Origin of the sequence: Asanoa sp. WMMD1127, from assembly GCF_029626225.1 — a bacterium.
GTDB lineage: Bacteria > Actinomycetota > Actinomycetes > Mycobacteriales > Micromonosporaceae > Asanoa.
On sequence record NZ_JARUBP010000001.1, the window covers coordinates 7,728,418 to 7,744,915 of the forward strand.

Annotated in this window: 17 protein-coding genes; 10 read left to right on the plus strand and 7 right to left on the minus strand. The window is 74.5% G+C overall.

Translation table 11 applies throughout. The features are described 5' to 3' along the window. Nucleotides 1-140 precede the first annotated feature (140 nt). The gene (locus O7635_RS36985; protein ID WP_278085132.1) at nt 141-4,016 is read left to right on the plus strand and encodes an NACHT domain-containing protein; all 3,876 of its coding nucleotides are present in this window, start codon (nt 141-143) and stop codon (nt 4,014-4,016) included. Here the strand turns inward: O7635_RS36985 and O7635_RS36990 are convergent. Next, entirely contained in the window at nt 4,013-4,762 is a 750-nt protein-coding gene (locus tag O7635_RS36990; protein WP_278085133.1) for an NAD(P)H-binding protein, read from the minus strand. The two genes, O7635_RS36985 and O7635_RS36990, sit on opposite strands and share 4 nt — an antisense overlap. A 178-nt stretch (nt 4,763-4,940) precedes the next feature. On the opposite strand from O7635_RS36990, the gene O7635_RS36995 reads away from it, so the two are divergent. Then, nucleotides 4,941-5,093, plus strand: a complete 153-nt coding sequence (locus O7635_RS36995; protein WP_278085134.1) for a hypothetical protein — start codon at nt 4,941-4,943, stop codon at nt 5,091-5,093. A gap of 55 nt (nt 5,094-5,148) precedes the next feature. Beyond that, nucleotides 5,149-5,766, plus strand: a complete 618-nt coding sequence (locus O7635_RS37000) for a dihydrofolate reductase family protein (RefSeq protein ID WP_278085135.1) — start codon at nt 5,149-5,151, stop codon at nt 5,764-5,766. Here O7635_RS37000 and O7635_RS37005 read toward each other — a convergent pair. Both O7635_RS37005 and O7635_RS37010 read right to left on the minus strand, forming a co-directional pair. Beyond that, nucleotides 5,739-6,593, minus strand: coding sequence for an NAD-dependent protein deacetylase (locus O7635_RS37005; RefSeq protein WP_278085136.1), 855 nt, complete (start codon nt 6,591-6,593; stop codon nt 5,739-5,741). The two genes, O7635_RS37000 and O7635_RS37005, sit on opposite strands and share 28 nt — an antisense overlap. Before the next feature lie 14 nt (nt 6,594-6,607). Next, nucleotides 6,608-7,306, minus strand: a complete 699-nt coding sequence (locus O7635_RS37010) for a VOC family protein (RefSeq protein ID WP_278085137.1) — start codon at nt 7,304-7,306, stop codon at nt 6,608-6,610. 137 nt (nt 7,307-7,443) lie between these two features. Between O7635_RS37010 and O7635_RS37015 the strand changes: the two genes are divergently transcribed. Both O7635_RS37015 and O7635_RS37020 read left to right on the plus strand, forming a co-directional pair. Beyond that, nucleotides 7,444-8,412, plus strand: a complete 969-nt coding sequence (locus O7635_RS37015; RefSeq protein ID WP_278085138.1) for an ATP-binding cassette domain-containing protein — start codon at nt 7,444-7,446, stop codon at nt 8,410-8,412. 2 nt (nt 8,413-8,414) lie between these two features. Continuing rightward, nucleotides 8,415-9,212, plus strand: coding sequence for an ABC transporter permease (locus O7635_RS37020; protein ID WP_278085674.1), 798 nt, complete (start codon nt 8,415-8,417; stop codon nt 9,210-9,212). Between the two features lie 281 nt (nt 9,213-9,493). On the opposite strand, the gene O7635_RS37025 is transcribed toward O7635_RS37020, so the two are convergent. Continuing rightward, nucleotides 9,494-10,537 (minus strand): M14 family zinc carboxypeptidase, encoded by a 1,044-nt coding sequence (locus tag O7635_RS37025; protein WP_278085139.1) that lies wholly within the window; start codon nt 10,535-10,537, stop codon nt 9,494-9,496. Nucleotides 10,538-10,612: 75 nt separating this feature from the next. Then, a complete protein-coding gene (locus O7635_RS37030) occupies nt 10,613-11,335 on the minus strand; it encodes a DUF5995 family protein (protein WP_278085140.1) in 723 nt (240 codons plus the stop codon). A 127-nt stretch (nt 11,336-11,462) separates the two neighbouring features. Here O7635_RS37030 and O7635_RS37035 point away from each other — a divergent pair, with 127 nt between their 5' ends. Together O7635_RS37035 and O7635_RS37040 are read left to right on the plus strand one after the other, a co-directional pair. After that, a complete protein-coding gene (locus tag O7635_RS37035) occupies nt 11,463-12,041 on the plus strand; it encodes a GNAT family N-acetyltransferase (protein ID WP_278085141.1) in 579 nt (192 codons plus the stop codon). A gap of 9 nt (nt 12,042-12,050) precedes the next feature. Next, nucleotides 12,051-12,437 carry a VOC family protein gene (locus O7635_RS37040; protein WP_278085142.1) on the plus strand — a complete coding sequence of 129 codons (387 nt, stop codon included), beginning with the start codon at nt 12,051-12,053 and terminating at the stop codon, nt 12,435-12,437. Here the strand turns inward: O7635_RS37040 and O7635_RS37045 are convergent. After that, nucleotides 12,434-12,802 carry an ATP-binding protein gene (locus tag O7635_RS37045; protein ID WP_278085143.1) on the minus strand — a complete coding sequence of 123 codons (369 nt, stop codon included), beginning with the start codon at nt 12,800-12,802 and terminating at the stop codon, nt 12,434-12,436. The two genes, O7635_RS37040 and O7635_RS37045, sit on opposite strands and share 4 nt — an antisense overlap. Before the next feature lie 49 nt (nt 12,803-12,851). Between O7635_RS37045 and O7635_RS37050 the strand changes: the two genes are divergently transcribed. Next, on the plus strand, nt 12,852-13,322 hold the full coding sequence (locus O7635_RS37050) for a molybdenum cofactor biosysynthesis protein (protein WP_278085144.1): 471 nt from the start codon (nt 12,852-12,854) through the stop codon (nt 13,320-13,322). On the opposite strand, the gene O7635_RS37055 is transcribed toward O7635_RS37050, so the two are convergent. Beyond that, nucleotides 13,315-14,553, minus strand: coding sequence for an FAD-dependent oxidoreductase (locus tag O7635_RS37055; protein ID WP_278085145.1), 1,239 nt, complete (start codon nt 14,551-14,553; stop codon nt 13,315-13,317). The two genes, O7635_RS37050 and O7635_RS37055, sit on opposite strands and share 8 nt — an antisense overlap. Nucleotides 14,554-14,632: 79 nt before the next feature. On the opposite strand from O7635_RS37055, the gene O7635_RS37060 reads away from it, so the two are divergent. Both O7635_RS37060 and O7635_RS37065 read left to right on the plus strand, forming a co-directional pair. Next, a complete protein-coding gene (locus O7635_RS37060) occupies nt 14,633-15,391 on the plus strand; it encodes an SDR family NAD(P)-dependent oxidoreductase (protein ID WP_278085146.1) in 759 nt (252 codons plus the stop codon). 82 nt (nt 15,392-15,473) lie between these two features. Then, the gene (locus tag O7635_RS37065; RefSeq protein WP_278085147.1) at nt 15,474-16,436 is read left to right on the plus strand and encodes a DMT family transporter; all 963 of its coding nucleotides are present in this window, start codon (nt 15,474-15,476) and stop codon (nt 16,434-16,436) included. Nucleotides 16,437-16,498 lie beyond the last annotated feature (62 nt).

A 16,498-nucleotide genomic window follows, 5' to 3' on the forward strand; every position in this document is an offset into this window, starting at 1 on the left:
GTCGTGAGTGGATCTCCATCCGGCCTGCCCAAAAGCATCCGCGCGCCAACCGTTCGGACGATTCGGCGACTGACCGATATTGCCTGTCGATGGCGATGGCGGGCACCATAGCGGCGATCAGCGTTTTGCGGGGAGGAGCGATGAGGACCGGGCCGGCGCGCTTCCCCTGGGTCGTGGCGATCCACTCGTCGGTGGACAGCCCGACTCCCGTGGGCGCCGGCGTCCTGGTCGCACCGGACCGGGTGCTCACCTGCGCGCCGGTCGTACGTTCCGGCGGCCGGCCGCGCGACGAGCTCTGGGCCGCGTTCCCGCTTGCCGCACAAGGCCGGGTCCGGGTCCGCCAGGTGATCCAGGCCGGCGATCCCGACGTGGTGCTGCTCGCCCTCGAGGCGCCGGCGCCCGCCGACGTCGAGCCGGCCCGCCTGCGCCTCCCGCCCCTCGACAAGCTCGCCGGGCACCCCTGGTGGTCGTTCGGGTTCCCCGACCACGACCCGGCCGGCCGCCCGGCGGAGGGCACGCTCGGCGACCCGCTCGACACCGGCCACGTCCGGCTGGCCAGCGCGGGCCTGGCTCCGGGGTTCGTCGGCGCGCCGGTGTGGTCACCCGAGTACGCGGCCGTGGTCGGCCTGGTCGTCCAGGCCGCCACGACCGGCGGCGACGGGCGGGCCGTCCCGCTCGCCGACGCGGTCCCCGAGCTCAAGCTCGGCGGGCTGGCCGACTGGCGGCTCGCCGACGCCGGCCAGCCCGCGGCCGGCGCCTGGGGCTGGACCCGGGCCGACCGGGGCGCCCGCTTCCGTGGCCGGACCGCCGTGCTGCGGGTGTTCGGCGACTGGCTCGACCGGCCCGGCCCCGGGGGCCGCCTGCTGGTGGTCACCGGCGCGGCCGGCGTCGGGAAGTCGGCCGTCCTCGGCCGGTTGGTGACCACCGCCGAGGAGCGGTCCGACGCCGGGGTCGCCTGCGCCGTGCACGCCGCCGGCAAGAGCGCCCTGGAGGTGGCCACCGAGATCGCGGTCGCGGCGTCGGCCGCCGTGCCGGCGGCGCCCGGCGACCTGCTGGCCCAGCTGCGCGACCGGCTGGCGACCCGGCCGGACCGGTTCAACCTCGTGGTCGACGCGCTCGACGAGGCGGTGCGGCCGCGGGAGCTGATCCGCACCGTGCTCGTGCCGTTGGCGCGGCACGGTGACCTGCTCGGCGCGCGGGTCGTCGTCGCCACCCGGCCCGCCGACGAGCAGGGCGATCTGGTCGCCGAGTTCGGCGCCGACGCCGACGTGGTCGACCTCGACTCGGCGGAGCACGTCAGCCTGGCCGACCTCGCCGCCCACGCGCTGGCCACGCTCCGGCAGGAAGGCGAGGTGCGGGCCGACAACCCCTATGCGGACCCGGCCCGGGCCGAGCCGGTCGCCCGCCGGATCGCGACGCTGGCCGGCGGCAACTTCCTCGTCGCCGGGCTGGTCGCCGGGGCGCACGGGCGCAACGACGCCGAGGCCGTCGACCCCCACCGGCTGGCCTCGACGGCGACCGTGGCCGAGTCGCTCGACGCCTACCTGGGCGGCGTCTCCCCCGCCGGCGCCACCTCGGCCCGGCTGGCGCTGACCGCGCTGGCCTTCGCGGAGCCGCCCGGCCTGCCGCTGGCCCTCTGGCGGGTCGCGATCGAGGCGCTCGGCGGCCGGGTCACCGACGAGGACCTGGCGGCCTTCGCGGCGGCGACGGGCTTCCTGGTCGAGACCGGCCCGCCGGCGGTGCACCGGCTGCGGCACCGGGCGCTCGGCGAGGCGCTGCTGGGCGCCCGCGCGACCACCGCCGCCCGGGCCGACGACGAGCGCGACCTGCTCTACTCGTGGATCCGCCACGGGCACGCGACCGGCTGGGCGACCGCACCCGACTACCTGCTGCGCTGCCTGGCCCGCCACGCCGAGCGTGCCGGGCTGGTCGACACGCTGCTCAACGACGACGCGTACGTCCTCAACGCCGAGCTCGGTGGCCTGCTCGCGGTGGCCGAGACGGCCGACACGCGGGAAGGTCGGGCGCGGCTGGAGCTGCTGCGGCGCACGCCGCTGGCCGCGCACGCGGCACCAGCCGAGCGGGCCGCGCTGTTCTCGGTGGTCGACCGCATCGACCGGGTGGGCAGCGGCCTGCAGGCCGACGAGGCCGCCTACCGGGCCGCCTGGGCGCACACCCCGCCCCGGCTCGACCCGACCGTCCTGGAAGGACACTCCGACGCGGTGTACGACGTCTGCGCGGTGCCGATGGGCGGGCGCGACTTCCTCGCCTCGGCCGGCGCCGACGGCACGGTGCGCCTCTGGGATCCGCTGACCGGCCGGGTGGCGCGGGTGCTGGCCGGCCATCCGGACGGCGTACGCGGCCTGTGGGCGGTCGAGACCGGCGCAGGGACGCTGCTGGCCACCGCCGGCGACGACGGGACGATCGGCGTCTGGCAGGCGGAGACGGGCGGGCACCTGCGCACGCTGACCGGCCACGACGACTGGGTACGCAACCTGTGCGCCGTGCCGGTCCCCGGCGGCCCGACGCTGCTCGCCTCGGCCAGCGACGACCGCACGGTGCGCATCTGGAACCCGGCCGACGGCACGGCCGTGCACACCCTGACCGGCTTCGGCGGCTGGGCCACCGCGGTCACCCACCTGCCGGTCGGCCAGCACGGGCTGGTCGCGGCGACCGGCCTCGACGGCGTGATCGCCCTGTGGGACCCGGTCAGCGGCGCCTGCACGGCCGCGGTCGTCGCGCACGACGGCTGGGCCACCACGCTCTGCGCCGTGCGGGCCGGCGGCGGGGTGGCGCTGGCGTCCGCGGGCTACGACGGCGTCGTGCGGCTGTGGAACCCGCTCTCCGGTGACCTGCTGGGCGCGATCGACCCGCAGGCCGGGCCGCTGACCGACCTGTGCACGGTCGAGGTCGACGGCACGGTGCTGCTGACCGCCACCGACGAGAGCGGCGTGCTGCACCTGTGGGACGCCCGCACCGGCGAGGCCCGGCCCAGCCTGCGCGGCGACGTGAGCTGGATCCGGGCGGTCTGCGCGCTCCGGGTGCGCGACCGCGACCTGCTGGCCACCGCCGGCGACGACGGCACGGTCCGGCTCTGGGACCCGGTCACCCGCCAGCCCGAGTCGGTGCTCGCCGAGGGCCGGATCGGCGCGGTCGCCGCGGTCTGCGCGGTGCCCTGGCGCGGCGGCGTGGCCGCGGCGTCGACCGGTAGCGAGGGCATCGTGCGGATCTGGGACCCGGCGTCAGGGGCGGCGGTGGCGCGGCTGCCTGTCCGCGACGGCGCGGTGGGCGCCCTCTGCGCGGTGCCGGACGCCGGCGCCCCGCTGCTCGCGACCGGCGGCGACGACAACGTGGCACGGCTGTGGGACCTGCGCGACGGCGCGGCCGGGCCCGAGCTGGCCGACCACCACGAGCGGGTCAACGCCGTCTGCGCGCTCGAGGCCGGCGGCCTGGTGCTGGTCGCCACCGGCGCCGACGACGACACGGTGCGGCTGTGGAACCCGCGGGACGGCTCGCCGTACGGGGTGCTGCTCGGCCACCGCAGCTGGGTGACCGCGGTGACCACGGTCCGGCTCGCGGGCCGGGAGCTGCTCGCCTCCGCCGACGAGGACGGCACCCTGCGGCTCTGGGACCTCGACGGCGGCACCCGGTGGCAGCAGCTCGCCCATGCCGACGCGGTCAACGCGCTGTGCAGCGTCACCGCCGACGACCGCGACCTGCTGGTGTCCGGCGGCGCGGACGGCACGGTCCGGCTGTGGCACCCGGCCGACGGGCGGCCGCACCACGTGCTGGGCGGGCACACGGCCGCGGTGACCGGCGTGACCGCGCTGCCGGCGGGCGACGGGCGCGCGCTGGTGGCGTCCACCAGCCTCGACCGCACGGTGCGGCTCTGGGAGCCGGTGACGGGCCGCTGCGTACGCGCGATCCCCGTGCACCATCGCGCGCTGTCCTGCGCGTACGCCGGTGGGACCCTGGTGGTGGGGTTGGACCGCGGCCTGCTCGGGCTCGCCGTCTAGAAGCGCTCCGCGAGGAAGTCCTCGAAGGTCACGCCGCCGATCGCGTGGTCCGGTGCCAGGTGGGCGCCCGCCCGGAAGGCCGAGAAGATCCGGCCCGGCACCGCGACACCGACCACCCGGCGCCGGCGGCGGGCCGCCTCCAGGTAGGCCCCGGCCAGCGACCGCGCCGAGCGCACCTCCGGCCCGCCGATGTCCGGCACGCGCTCCCGCGGCCCGGCGCCCACGTGCTCGACCATGCGGTCCGCGACGTCGTGCACGTCGATCGGCTGGAAGTCGACGGTGGGCGCGACCAGCACGGGCAGCCGGCGCTGGCTGTGGAACACGCGGTGCAGCAGGCTGTGGAACTGGGTGGCGCGCTGGATCGTGAACGGCAGCCCGGAGGTCTCGATCAGCCGCTCGCTCTCGGCCTTGGCGGCGTAGTAGGCGAGCGGGATCCGGTCGACCCCGACGATCGAGATGTAGACGAGGTGCGGGCCGCCGGACCTGGTCGGGCCGGCGAGGGTCGCGGCGATCAGGCGGGAGGTCGCCTCGACGTCGCCGCGCGGCGCCGTGGCCAGGTGCACGATCGTGTCCATCCCGGCGACCGCCTGCTGGATGCCCTCGCCGGTGCGCAGGTCGCCGCGGACGGACTGGCCCGGCTGCGGCCGGCGGCTGAGGATCCGCACCTGATGGCCGGCGTCGCGCAGCTTGCCGACCACCACGCGGCCGAGGTTGCCGGTGGCCCCGGTGACCAGAACGTCGCTCATGACCGGATTGTCCCTCTAAATTCGGCGGCGCGCCCACCGGTCGGCGGCTGTCAGCCGGTCGATCCGCCTGTTGGGTCCCGGCCACGGGACGTTCATCTGCCGCGCCCGGTCCGCTCGCCACTGTGGACGGGCGGGTCGGTCCATCCCGGGCGAGGCCCGCCGCGGCGACACTGGTCCGATGTCCCACCCTTCCCCGGACGGCGCCGCGCCGGACTGGTTCGCGCGGCTGTCCCCACTCCGCCGGGTCGGCGTGCTCCTCGGTGTCACGCTGGTGCTCTGCCTGCTCGGCGCGGCCGGGTTCGTCGCGCTGCTGCCGGAACCACCCCTGTGAGCACCGCCGGCGAATAGGGTCGAAGGGAGCGAAACCCGCCCGGAAGGACCCGGCCATGGAGCTGACGTTGACCACGTTCCTCTCGGTCGACGGCGTCATGCAGGGTCCCGGCGCGCCGACGGAGGACACCAGCGGCGGCTTCGCCCGGGGCGGCTGGCTCGTCCCGTACGCCGACGAGGACCTGAACGCGTTCCTGGCCGAGGTGTTCGACCGGGCCGACGCGTTCCTGCTGGGCCGGCGCACCTACGAGATCTTCGCGGCCTACTGGCCACAGGTGACCGACGAGACCGACCCGATCGCGAGCCGGCTCAACAGCCTGCACAAGTACGTGGCGTCGCGCTCGCTGGCGGCCACCGACTGGACGCCGGCCACGGTGATCTCCGAGGACCTCGCCGACGCGGTGGCCACGCTCAAGGAGCGACCCGGCCGCGAGCTCCAGGTGCACGGCAGCGGCGAGCTCGCCCGCTTCCTGATGTCGCACGACCTGATCGACGCGTACCGGCTGCTGGTCTTCCCGGTCGTGGTCGGCGACGGGACGCGGCTGTTCGACGTGATGGGCCTCCCGACCGGGCTGGAGCTGGTGCACCACCGGACCACCGCCGTCGGCACGGTGATCAACGTCTACCGGCCGACCGGGCGGGCGGCCTACGGCGAGTTCCCGCTGCCCGACTGAGCGAGGGTCAGCGCCCGGGACAGCGCCGGCAGCACGGTGCCGAGCGGGGCGTCGACCTTGACGGCGGCGTACGGGTCGCCCCGGGTCTCGCCCTGGTTGACGATCGCGACCGGGATGCCCAGCTTCGCCGCCCGCAGCACGAACCGGCGCCCGGACATCACCGTCAACGACGAGCCGAGCACGAGCAGCGCCCGCGCGTCGGCCACGGCCGCGAAGCAGTGGTCGACCCGCTCCACCGGCACGCTCTCGCCGAAGAAGACCACGTCGGGCTTGAGCAGGCCGGCCCGGCAGCGCAGGCAGTCGACCGGCCGGAACGCCTCGACCGCGGCGTCGTCGAGGTCGACGTCGCCGTCCGGGTTGACGCCCAGCACGAGCGCGGCAAAACCGGGGTTGGCGGCCCGCAGCCGGGCGGCCAGCTCGGTCCGCGTGGTGGTCTGGCCGCAGCCGAGGCAGACCACCCGGTCGATGCTGCCGTGCAGCTCGACCACGTTGCGGGCGCCGGCCGCCTGGTGCAGGCCGTCGACGTTCTGGGTGAGGATCGCCGACACGAGCCCGGCCCGCTGCAGCGCGGCGACGGCCTGGTGGCCGGCGTTGGGCTCGGCCCGGTCCATCACCTGCCAGCCGACGTGGCTCCGGGCCCAGTATCGCCGGCGGGCGGCCGCGTCCCGGGTGAAGGTCTGGTAGGTCATCGGCGCGAACTTCCGGGCCGCCCCGGTGGGGCCGCGGTAGTCGGGTATGCCGGATTCGGTGGACAGGCCGGCGCCGCTCAGCACGGCGACGCCGCCCCCGGCCACCAGGTCGGTCAACGCGGACAACGGGTCGGGCACCCGTCCATGGTGCCTCAGGGGGCGAAGGCGCAGAACTCGTTGCCCTCGGGGTCGGCCATGATCCACCACGAGATGTCGTCGTCGGGCTCGCGCAGGACGGTGGCGCCGGCCGCCACCAGCTCGCCCGGATCGGCGGCGGTGAGGTCGACGTCCCAGTGCAGCCGGTTCTTGACCGTCTTCCGCTCGGGCACCGGGTCGAAGACCCAGTAGTCCCACGGGAAGCCGGCCGCGCCGACCACCGAGGCGGCCCCGCCGCCGCCGGCCTCGACCCGCCCGCCGGTCACCGACGCCCACCAGGCCGCCTGGGCGACCGGGTCGGCGGAGTCGACCACGAGCTCGTAGACCTCGACGGCGGCCGGGGACGCGCCCGCCCGGGGCGGGAACGCGTCGAACAGGTTGCCCTCCGGATCGGCCAGCACCCACCAATGGATCTCGGCGTCGGGCACGCGGACGATCCGGGCGCCGGCCGCCACCAGCGGCGCCGGGTCGGCGACCGGCAGCCGCAGGTCGAGGTGGACCCGGGTCTTGCCGACCCGCGGCTCGGGCACCGGGTTGACCCACATCGAGAAGTCGCCGGGCCGGACGCCGTCGATCCGGGGCGGCTTGCCGTCGTCCTCGACCAGCGTGCCGCCGAGCACGGTCGCCCAGAAACGGGCGAGCGCCGGCGCGTCGTCGGCGTCGAGGCAGATGTCCTTCACGGCCACGATACTCACGGCGGTCATTCTGCTCCTACGCAGGCTTTGCTCTGCAGCCAAATACGCAACACCCCGCAGCCGGGGTGTTGCGTATTTGGCTGCAGAGCAAGGGTGACCGGGCATACTGGCAGCTTTCGTCCGGATACGGTGGGCTGATGGCGGATGCGATCATCGCCGAGCGGCTGGGCAAGACCTACGGCTCCGTGGCGGCCGTGGTCGACCTCGACCTCACCGTGCCCGAGGGCACCGTGTTCGGGCTGCTCGGGCCGAACGGCGCCGGCAAGACCACGACCGTGCGCATGCTGACCACGCTGATCACGCCGACGTCCGGGCGGTGCGAGGTCGGCGGCATCGACGTGATCGGCCACCCCGACAAGGTGCGCCGGATCATCGGCGTATCGGGCCAGTACGCGGCCGTCGACGACTACCTGACCGGCTACGAGAACCTGGAGATGGTCGGCCGGCTCTACCACCTCGGCCGTCGGAAGGCGCGGCAGCGGGCCAAGGACCTGCTCGCGCAGTTCGACCTCGAGGACGCGGCGGACCGCCCGGCCAAGACCTACTCCGGCGGCATGCGGCGGCGGCTCGACCTCGCCGGGGCGCTGGTCGTACACCCGCCGGTGATCTTCCTGGACGAGCCGACCACGGGACTCGACCCGCGCAGCCGGCTGGGCATGTGGGGCGTGATCAGCGACCTGGTCAAGGCCGGCTCGACGCTGCTGCTCACCACGCAATATCTGGAGGAGGCCGACCGCCTCTGCGACGACATCCTGGTGATGGACCACGGGCGCGGCATCGCGCGCGGCACGGCGGCCCAGCTCAAGTCGCAGATCGGCGGCGAGCGGCTGGCGGTGACGGTCGAGCACGACGAGGTCGCGACCGCGGCCGACGTGCTGCGCTCGGTCGGCATCGGCGAGCCTGAGGTCGACGAGGAGGCGCGCGGGATCACGGTGCCGATCGACCGCGGCACGGCGGCGCTGGTGGAGGCGGTGCGCAAGCTTGACGCCGCAGACATCACGCCGGTCGACATCGAGATCCGCAAGCCGACGCTGGACGACGTGTTCCTCAAGCTCACCGGTCAGCCGGCCGAGGAGCAGCAGGCCGAGACCGGGGGTACGCCGTGAGCATGGTGACCGAGGCGGCCAGCGACGGCTGGGTCGTCACCAAGCGCAACCTACTCAAGATCAAACGGGTCCCGGACCTGGTGATCTTCTCGACCATCCAGCCGATCATGTTCGTGCTGCTCTTCGCGTACGTCTTCGGCGGCGCGATCGCCACCCCCGGCATCAACTACCGCGAGTTCCTGATCCCTGGCATCTTCGTGCAGACGGTCGCGTTCGGCGCCGGCATCACCGCGATCGGCCTGGCCGACGACCTGCAGAAAGGCATCGTCGACCGGTTCCGCTCGCTACCCATGTCGCGCGGCGCCGTCCTGGTCGGCCGCACGTCCTCCGACCTGATCAACAACGTCTTCGTCGTGATCGTCATGTCCATCACCGGCGTGATCGTCGGCTGGCGGATCAACGAGGGCTTCTGGCGCGGCGTCGCGGGCTTCGCGATCCTGTTCCTCTTCGGGTACGCGATGAGCTGGATCTCAGCCGTGATCGGGCTGTCGGTGAAGTCGGTCGAGGTGGCCCAGAGCGCGGGCTTCATCTGGATGTTCCCGCTGACGTTCCTGTCGAACGCGTTCGTGCCGACCTCGTCGCTGCCGTCGGTGCTGAGACCGGTAGCCGAATGGAACCCGATCTCCTCGATCGTGCTCGCCCTGCGCGACCTGTGGGGCAACGCCCCGGCCGGCGCGGCCCGCGGCACGGGCTTCCCGGCCGAACACCCGATCTGGCTCTCGATCGGCTACTGCCTCCTGATCCTCGCGATCTTCGTCCCGATGTCGATCTCCCGCTACCGCCGCGCCGCCAGCCGCTGACCGCGCCAGGTGCCGCCACCCGCTGACCGCACCGCACCGCCCAGCTCCGACCGCACCGCGCCTCCTTGCACCGTGACCACCGGCCACGCCGCAAGCCGCAGGCCGCGCACGTCGCCACCCACCGACCGCACGGTGGCGTTCTCCGCCGGCCACTCCGCAAGCCACGCACGCCGCCAGCCGCCGACCGCGCCGCGCCGCGCCGTTGACCGCAGCGCAGCCGCGTCAGGAAGGGACCATTCCTATGCGGTGAGCGGTAAGAAGGGTCCCTTCCTTACTCGGGGCTAGGCCGCGGGGGCGGCTGCCGTGGCGTCGTCGGGCAGGCTGGGACCGCGGGCCGGGATCGTGTCCGCGCGGGCCGGGTCGATGCGCCAGATCGTGCGGTCGGCGGCGCCCTGCACGGTCGCGATCATCGAGACGAACGCGGACCGGATCTGGAACTCCACCTGGTCCGGCGGCAGGTTCGACAGCTCGACGAGGAGCGAGGCGCTGCCGAGGATCCCGTACGCGTTGCGGGCGATCCCCTCGTAGTCCCCGCCCGGATAGCGCGTGACGTTGGCCCGCGCGATGTGCGTCATCGCGTCGTAGTTGCGCACCGCCAGCTGCCGCCCGGCGTCGACGGCCGCGGCGTCGGCCAGCGTGGTGGTCGGCCAGAGCATCGACGCCGTCGTCTCGCGTCCGTCGGGCTGCAGGTAGCGCCCCTGCATGTGGTAGTCGACCACGATCCGCGGCTCGTGCGCGTGCCACCAGCGCAGGATCGCCCGCGACTCCGGCACCGGGTTGTCCGCGATCGGCGTCAGCGGGTTGTGGAACCGGTTGATGTCATAGCCCACGCCCGGCTCGGCGTAGTCGCCCGACGCGCTCGGGTCGTGGTTGTAGCGCTGGTCGCGGACCGCACCGTCCGGGTTGGCCTGCACGACGATGTCGAGCGTGACCCGGCTGCGGACCCACCGGTGCCACGCGGTGTTCGGCACGCCGAGCGCCCAGAGCGCCCGCACCGCGGCCGGCGTGCCGAGCGGCTCGTCGCCGTGCTGCTGGGTGACGAACAGCAGCCGGGTCGGTCCGTGCCCGACGGTGGCCACCCGCAGCGGCCGGCCCTCGTTGGACCGCCCCGCGACGCCGAGCCGGACCCGGCCGTCGCTCTCCCGGGCGATCCGGGCCAGGGCGCGGCCGACCTCCTCGGGGCTGGGGTGCGCGGAGATCAGCCGGGCGGGGGCGGCGTCGGCGCCGGGCGCCGCTCCGGGTCCCGCGGCGGACGCCACGGCGGGTGGCGCGAGCAGCACGGCGGCCAGGGCGGCGGCCCCGACGGCGGCAAGCCTCGATCTCACCGGATCCTCCTCATTGAGGTCGCTGGATGGATCAGCTCACCCTAAGGGGATCCGGCGGATGCCGCAGATCGAGCGTTATCGGTGCCAGCGGAGGATCGCGCGCGCCTGGTCGCGGGCGTGGTCACGGATCTGCCGCGCGATCGCGTCGCGGGCCCGCTCGTCCGGCGCGGCCAGCAGCGCCTGACCGTTGCGCCACGCGAGCTCGCGCCAGGCGAAGATGTCGACGTCGGCGGTCGGCGGCACCGTCTCGCCGAACAGTCCCGGGCACAGGTCACGCTGGATCTCGGGATAGACGACCGGTCGCGTACGGAAGACCAGCACGTCGTCGACATGCTTGTGATCGGCGTACGTGTAACCGGGCCCCATCTCCTCGATCATGAACGCGAGGTCGTTGTTGATGTGCGCGCTGATCCCGAGATAGATCATCTGCGTGCAGGTGAGCCGCTCCGGCTTCGTGCGGAACGCGATCCGCCAGGCGGGCGGCACGTCGTGGAGCCGGTGCCGCTCCCAGGCCGCGTACGCGTCGAGGTAGTAGGCCGCGAACGTCGGGATCACCTCGCGGTCCCAGAACTCCGGCGCCGAGAACTCCCCCGCCGCGTTGGCGTCGCGCATCCCCTCGGTGGTCCGCAGGTAAAGCAGCGCGAACGGCCGGTTCTGCACCTCCAGACCGGGGTCCCGGTAGTGCGCGGTCATCTGCTCGATCGTGTGCGCGGTGTCATGGTCGGCCCAGGCGGGCCCGGCCCCCACCCCGAGTGCCAGCCCGACGACCGCGACCACGGCGACGATCCTGCGCCACATGACGCCCCCTCCCCGGAACGGAAGCGATGCTGCCACCGGCGACAGTCCACAGCAGACACGAAGCCGACAGTTGGCGGGGTCCGGAAAACCGGTCGCGCCGGTGGAAACGGGCGCGCACCATCGCCGGATGGCCTTCCTGACCACCGACCGGCTCGTCCTGCGCGACTTCACCGGCTCCCCCGACGAGGTCGAGGAGGTGTACGCGCTCCACGACGACCCCGAGGTCATGCGCTTCATCAACGGCGGCAAGCCGGCCGACCGCGCCATGATCCGCGAGCGGACGCTGCCCGACATGATGCGCGGCTTCCCGGCCTTCGGCGGCCGCCCCGCCTGCTGGGCGGCCGAGGAACGCACCACCGGCCGGTTCGTCGGCTGGTTCGCGCTACGGCCCGTCGGCGGTGCGCGGTCGACGGTGGCCGATCTTGGTTATCGGCTGCGGCGGGAGGTGTGGGGGCTCGGCTATGCGACCGAGGGCGCCCGGGCGCTCGTCGACAAGGGCTTCCGTGACCTTGGCGTCGAGGAGATCGTGGCCGACACGATGACCGTCAACGCGCGCTCGCGGCGGGTGTTGGAGAAGGCCGGCCTGCGGTTCGTCCGCCAGTTCACCACCGACTGGCCCGAGGTCATCGAGGGCTCGGAGCAGGGCGATGTCGCCTACGCGTTGACGCGCGCCGCCTGGGATGCGGGGCGCCGGGCCGCGGGTTAGGGTCCGGCCATGGACCGACCGTTCCTGCGTCCCAACGGGATGGTGCTCGGCGCACCCGACCCGCGCCAGTTGGCCGACTTCTACGAGCGTCTGCTGGGCTGGCCGCGCAACTCCGACGAGCCGACCTGGGTCACGCTCAAGGCGCCCGGCGGTGGGATCGGCCTGTCGTTCCAGGCCGAGACCGACCACGTGCCGCCGGTGTGGCCGGCCGGCGACGGCGACCAGCAGATGCAGGTGCACCTCGACGTCGAGGTGCGCGACCTGGCGGCGGCGGTCGCGTGGGCCGAGCAACAGGGCGCCAAGGTCGCCGACTTCCAGCCGCAGGACGACGTGAAGGTCATGCTCGACCCGGTCGGACACCCGTTCTGCCTGTGGGTGTCGGAGAACCCCGGCTAGGCAGCCAGCTCGGCCCAGACGATCTTGCCCGTCTGGCCGCTGCGCAGCGTGCCCCAGGCTCGGGCGACCGCGGCGACGAGCGACAGCCCCCGACCTCCGACCCGCTGGGGGTCCGGTGGCCGCACCGTCGGCTCGTCACGGCTCTCGTCGGCGACCTCGATCCGCAGGCCGGCCGCGCTGCGGCGGACCACGAGCACCCCACCGTCCCCGGCATGCACGACCGCGTTCTGCACGAGCTCGGTGGTCACCAGCAGCGCGTCGTCGGCCAGGTGACCCAGCTTCCACCGGTCGAGCGCCTCCCGCACCGCACGGCGGGCCGCGCCCGCGGCCGGGCCGTGCTCGAAGCGCATCCGCAAGGCGTCCACGGCGTTCCTTCTACCCACCGCCGGACCAGGGCATGCCAAACTGGCGAGGATGCCGGAGATCGTGGCGCTGCTGGCCTCACCCGCACACAGGTTCGAAGGCCGGCCGGCGGACGGACCCGCGCCCGCGCCGCCCGGGGAACTCGTCGACCAGATCGAGATCCGGGCCGGGCTGGGCGTCGTCGGCGACCGCTACTTCGCCCGGCCGGCGCACCGGGACGCCGCGGTGACCGTGATGGCGCAGGAGTCGCTGCCGCCCGGGATCGGGCTGACCCAGGTGCGCCGCAACATCCTGGTCGCCGGCATCGCCGTGGACGACCTGGTCGGCCGGGTGCTGAGCCTCGACTCCGGCAGCGGGCCGGTCCGCCTGGCGGTGCGCCGCCGGGCCAACCCGTGCGCCTGGATGGACGTGACGGTCGGGCCGGGCGCGTTCAAGGCCCTGCGCGGCCGGGGCGGCATCCGCTGCAGCCCGCTCGACGACGGCACGCTCCGGATCGGCCCCGTGGCCGTCGAGATCACCTGAGCGAGCGGACGATCGCGCCGGCGGCACGCCAGCCGCTGGCCAGCGCGCCCTGGATGGACGGGCTGTCGCGGTGGTCCCCGGCGACGAAGAGCCCGTCGCCGACGGCGACCGGCTGCCGCAGCCGACCCTGCGGCGGCGGCGCGGCCGGGAGCGCGGCGGGGATCTCGACCGTGGTGAGGTGCGCCCAGCCGTCGGTCGGGACACCGTAGAGCCGGCCGAGCTCGGCCCGCACCACCGGCTCCGGCGGCGGGTTCGGCCCGACCACGGACGTGGCGACCAGTGCACGCCCCGCCGGCGCGTAACCCGGCGCGGCGGCCGACATGACCACGGTGTTGGCCACCAGCTCCCGCCGGTCGCCGTCGAGCACCAGCGTCGGTTCGGCCAGCGGCGGCTCGACGGCGGAGTGGTAGTAGGTGGTCAGCGCCAGCATCCGCGGCAGCGGCACCGACGGCACCAACGGGGAGGCGGCCGCGACCAGCACCGCCCGGCAGCGCACCGCCGGACCGTCCACGAGCTGCACCGTGCCGGGCGCCACCGCGCCGACGGGCGCCGACACGTGCAGCCGCTCGGCCGGCAGCGGCGCGGCCACCGCGGCGGGCAGCGCGCCCATCCCGGCCGCCGGCACGGCGATGCGGCCCCGGGCGAACGAGCGCACGATCATCGCCAGCACGTGGCTGGACGTCTCGAGCGAACGGTCGGCCAGCACGCCGGACAGGAACGGCCGGGCCAGCTCCTCGACGAACGCGTGGGACAGCCCCGCCTGGCGCAGCGCGACCTCCGCGGTGGTCTCCGGCGCCGCGAGGAGCCGGGCCGGCGGCAGCGTGGCGTAGCGCCCGACCAGCGCCCCGAACCGGACCAGGTCGAGCCGGGAGCCGAGCTTGGTGGCCGCGCTCAGCGACGCGCCCAGCACGCCGGGCCGCACCGACGCGGCCAGCCGGACCAGCTCGGACCCGCGCCGGACGAGCACGCCGGGCGTGAAGTAGCACAGGTCGAGCGCGGCGTAGTCGACCAGCGCGGCCAGCCGCGGGTAGGCGGTGTTGAGCACCTGGAAGCCGCGGTCGAGCCGGTAGCCGTCCACGACGTCGGTGGCCACCCGGCCGCCGAGCCGGTCGGCGGACTCCAGCAGCACCCAGTCGAGGCCGGCGCGGTCGAGCCGGCGGGCCGCCGCCAGCCCAGCGAGGCCGCCGCCGACGATGACGACGTCGGTGCTGCTGCGCGGGGTGGCGGGCATGCAACGGAGATTAACGGCGGGCGACAGGCCGCGCAGGGTTTCCGTCCGCGGTGGACCGTCGTACCCGAAGATGGGGTGCATGCGGATTTCCGGTGCGGTCGCCCTGGTCACCGGCGCGTCGTCGGGCATCGGCCGGGCCACCGCGCTGGCCCTGGCCGCCGAGGGCGCCAACGTGATCGTGCACGGTCGCGACCGGCCCGCGCTCGAGGCGCTGGCCGCCCGGCTCGACGGGCACGCGCTGGTGGCCGACCTCGGCACACCGGGCGAGGCGGAGAAGCTGGGTCGGGCGGCCCTGGACCGGGCGGGCCGGGTCGACATCCTGGTGGCCAACGCCGGCGCCGGCTGGGCGGGCCCGTTCGAGGAGATGAGCGACGCCGACCGGGACCGGCTGCTCGCGGTCAACCTGGCCGCCCCGATCGCGCTGACCCGGGCCCTGCTGCCGGGCATGCGCGAGCGGGGCGCCGGCTACCTCGCCTACGTGACCTCGATCGCCGGCCGAACCGGGGTGGCGGGCGAGGCGGTCTACGCGGCCAGCAAGGCGGGGCTGGACGGGTTCGCGGAGAGCCTGCGGCTGGAGTTGCGCGGGACCGGCGTCGAGGTGGGCGTGCTGGTGCCCGGTGTCGTGGACACCCGGTTCTTCGAGCGCCGCGGTCGCCCGTACGGCCGGCAGCGACCCGCCCCGATCGACCCCGAACCGGTCGGCCGGGACCTCGCGCGCCTGATCGCGACGGGTGGCGCGGAACTCTATCGACCCGGGTGGCTCCGGCTCCCGGTCGCGGTCCGGAGTACTCTTCCCGGCGCCTACCGTGCCCTCGCCAGCCGGTTCGGCGGCAGTTAGGGCAGTTGCCGGTCGATGCTGTGCAAAGCTCGACGGAGGGCCTGTACGGAGAAAGAACGGTGGCGTGACGTAGGGATCGGGTGTGGCCTTCGCGGTAGCTTTCGCGGTGTTGGGAGCGTTCCTCTTCGGCACCTCGGCCGCACTCCAGCAACACGCGGCCCGGGAGAGCGACTACGCACCGGCGCACCCGGGCGAGGCCAACGCCCCGAAGCACGTCGTGGTCGTCGTCTCGCTGCTCCGGCTGATCCGGGGCCTGTTCCGCCGGCCGCTCTGGCTGATCGGCTGGTGCGCCAACCTGCTCGGATTCGGCGCGCAGGCGGCCGCCCTGCACTTCGGCTCGGTCGCGCTGGTCCAACCGCTGCTGGTCACCCAGCTGCTGTTCGCGCTGCCGCTGTCGCTGTCGCTGCGGCACCGCAAGCCCAACTGGCGCGACCTCGCGTCGGCCGCGCTCATCTGCGGCGGCCTCGCGCTGTTCCTCAGCGTCCGCGGTGTGGCGCCGCGGGCGGACATCGCCAACCGGGGCTGGGCGATCCTGGCCGGCCTGGTCGTCGCCGTCGCCGTCGTGCTGATCATCGGCGCGGCCACCGGGCGCCGGCCCGAGCTGCACTCGACGCTGGTGGCGATCGCGGCCGGGCTCTGCTTCGCCTACAGCGCGGTTGCGCTCAGCCTGACGGTCGACGACCTCGTGCACCGCGGCATCGCCGCGACGGCCACGGACTGGCCCGGCTACGCGCTGGCCGCCTCGACCCTGACCGGCCTGCTCCTGGAGCAAGGGGCGTTCGCGGCCGGTTCGCTCCCTCCGGCCGTGGCCGCGATGAACATCACCAATCCGGTGGCGAGCTACCTGATCGGTATCTTTGCGTTCAACGTCACACTTCCGCAAAGTGCGACGCAGCTCACAGCTTTGTTGATCGCAGCCGTGCTGATATCGGCTGGAGCGATCGGCCTCGCGCACTCCCCGAGCGTGCGGGACGACCGCGAGGAGCAGTACGGGGCCCAGGCCGGCCGATCGCACGGCCCTCCCAGGCCCCAGACGAGCCACTGACGGGCGGAAGCGCAGGCCCGAGCTACGCGTTTCGGCCCGGAAACGGGGGCGGCGACGCAACC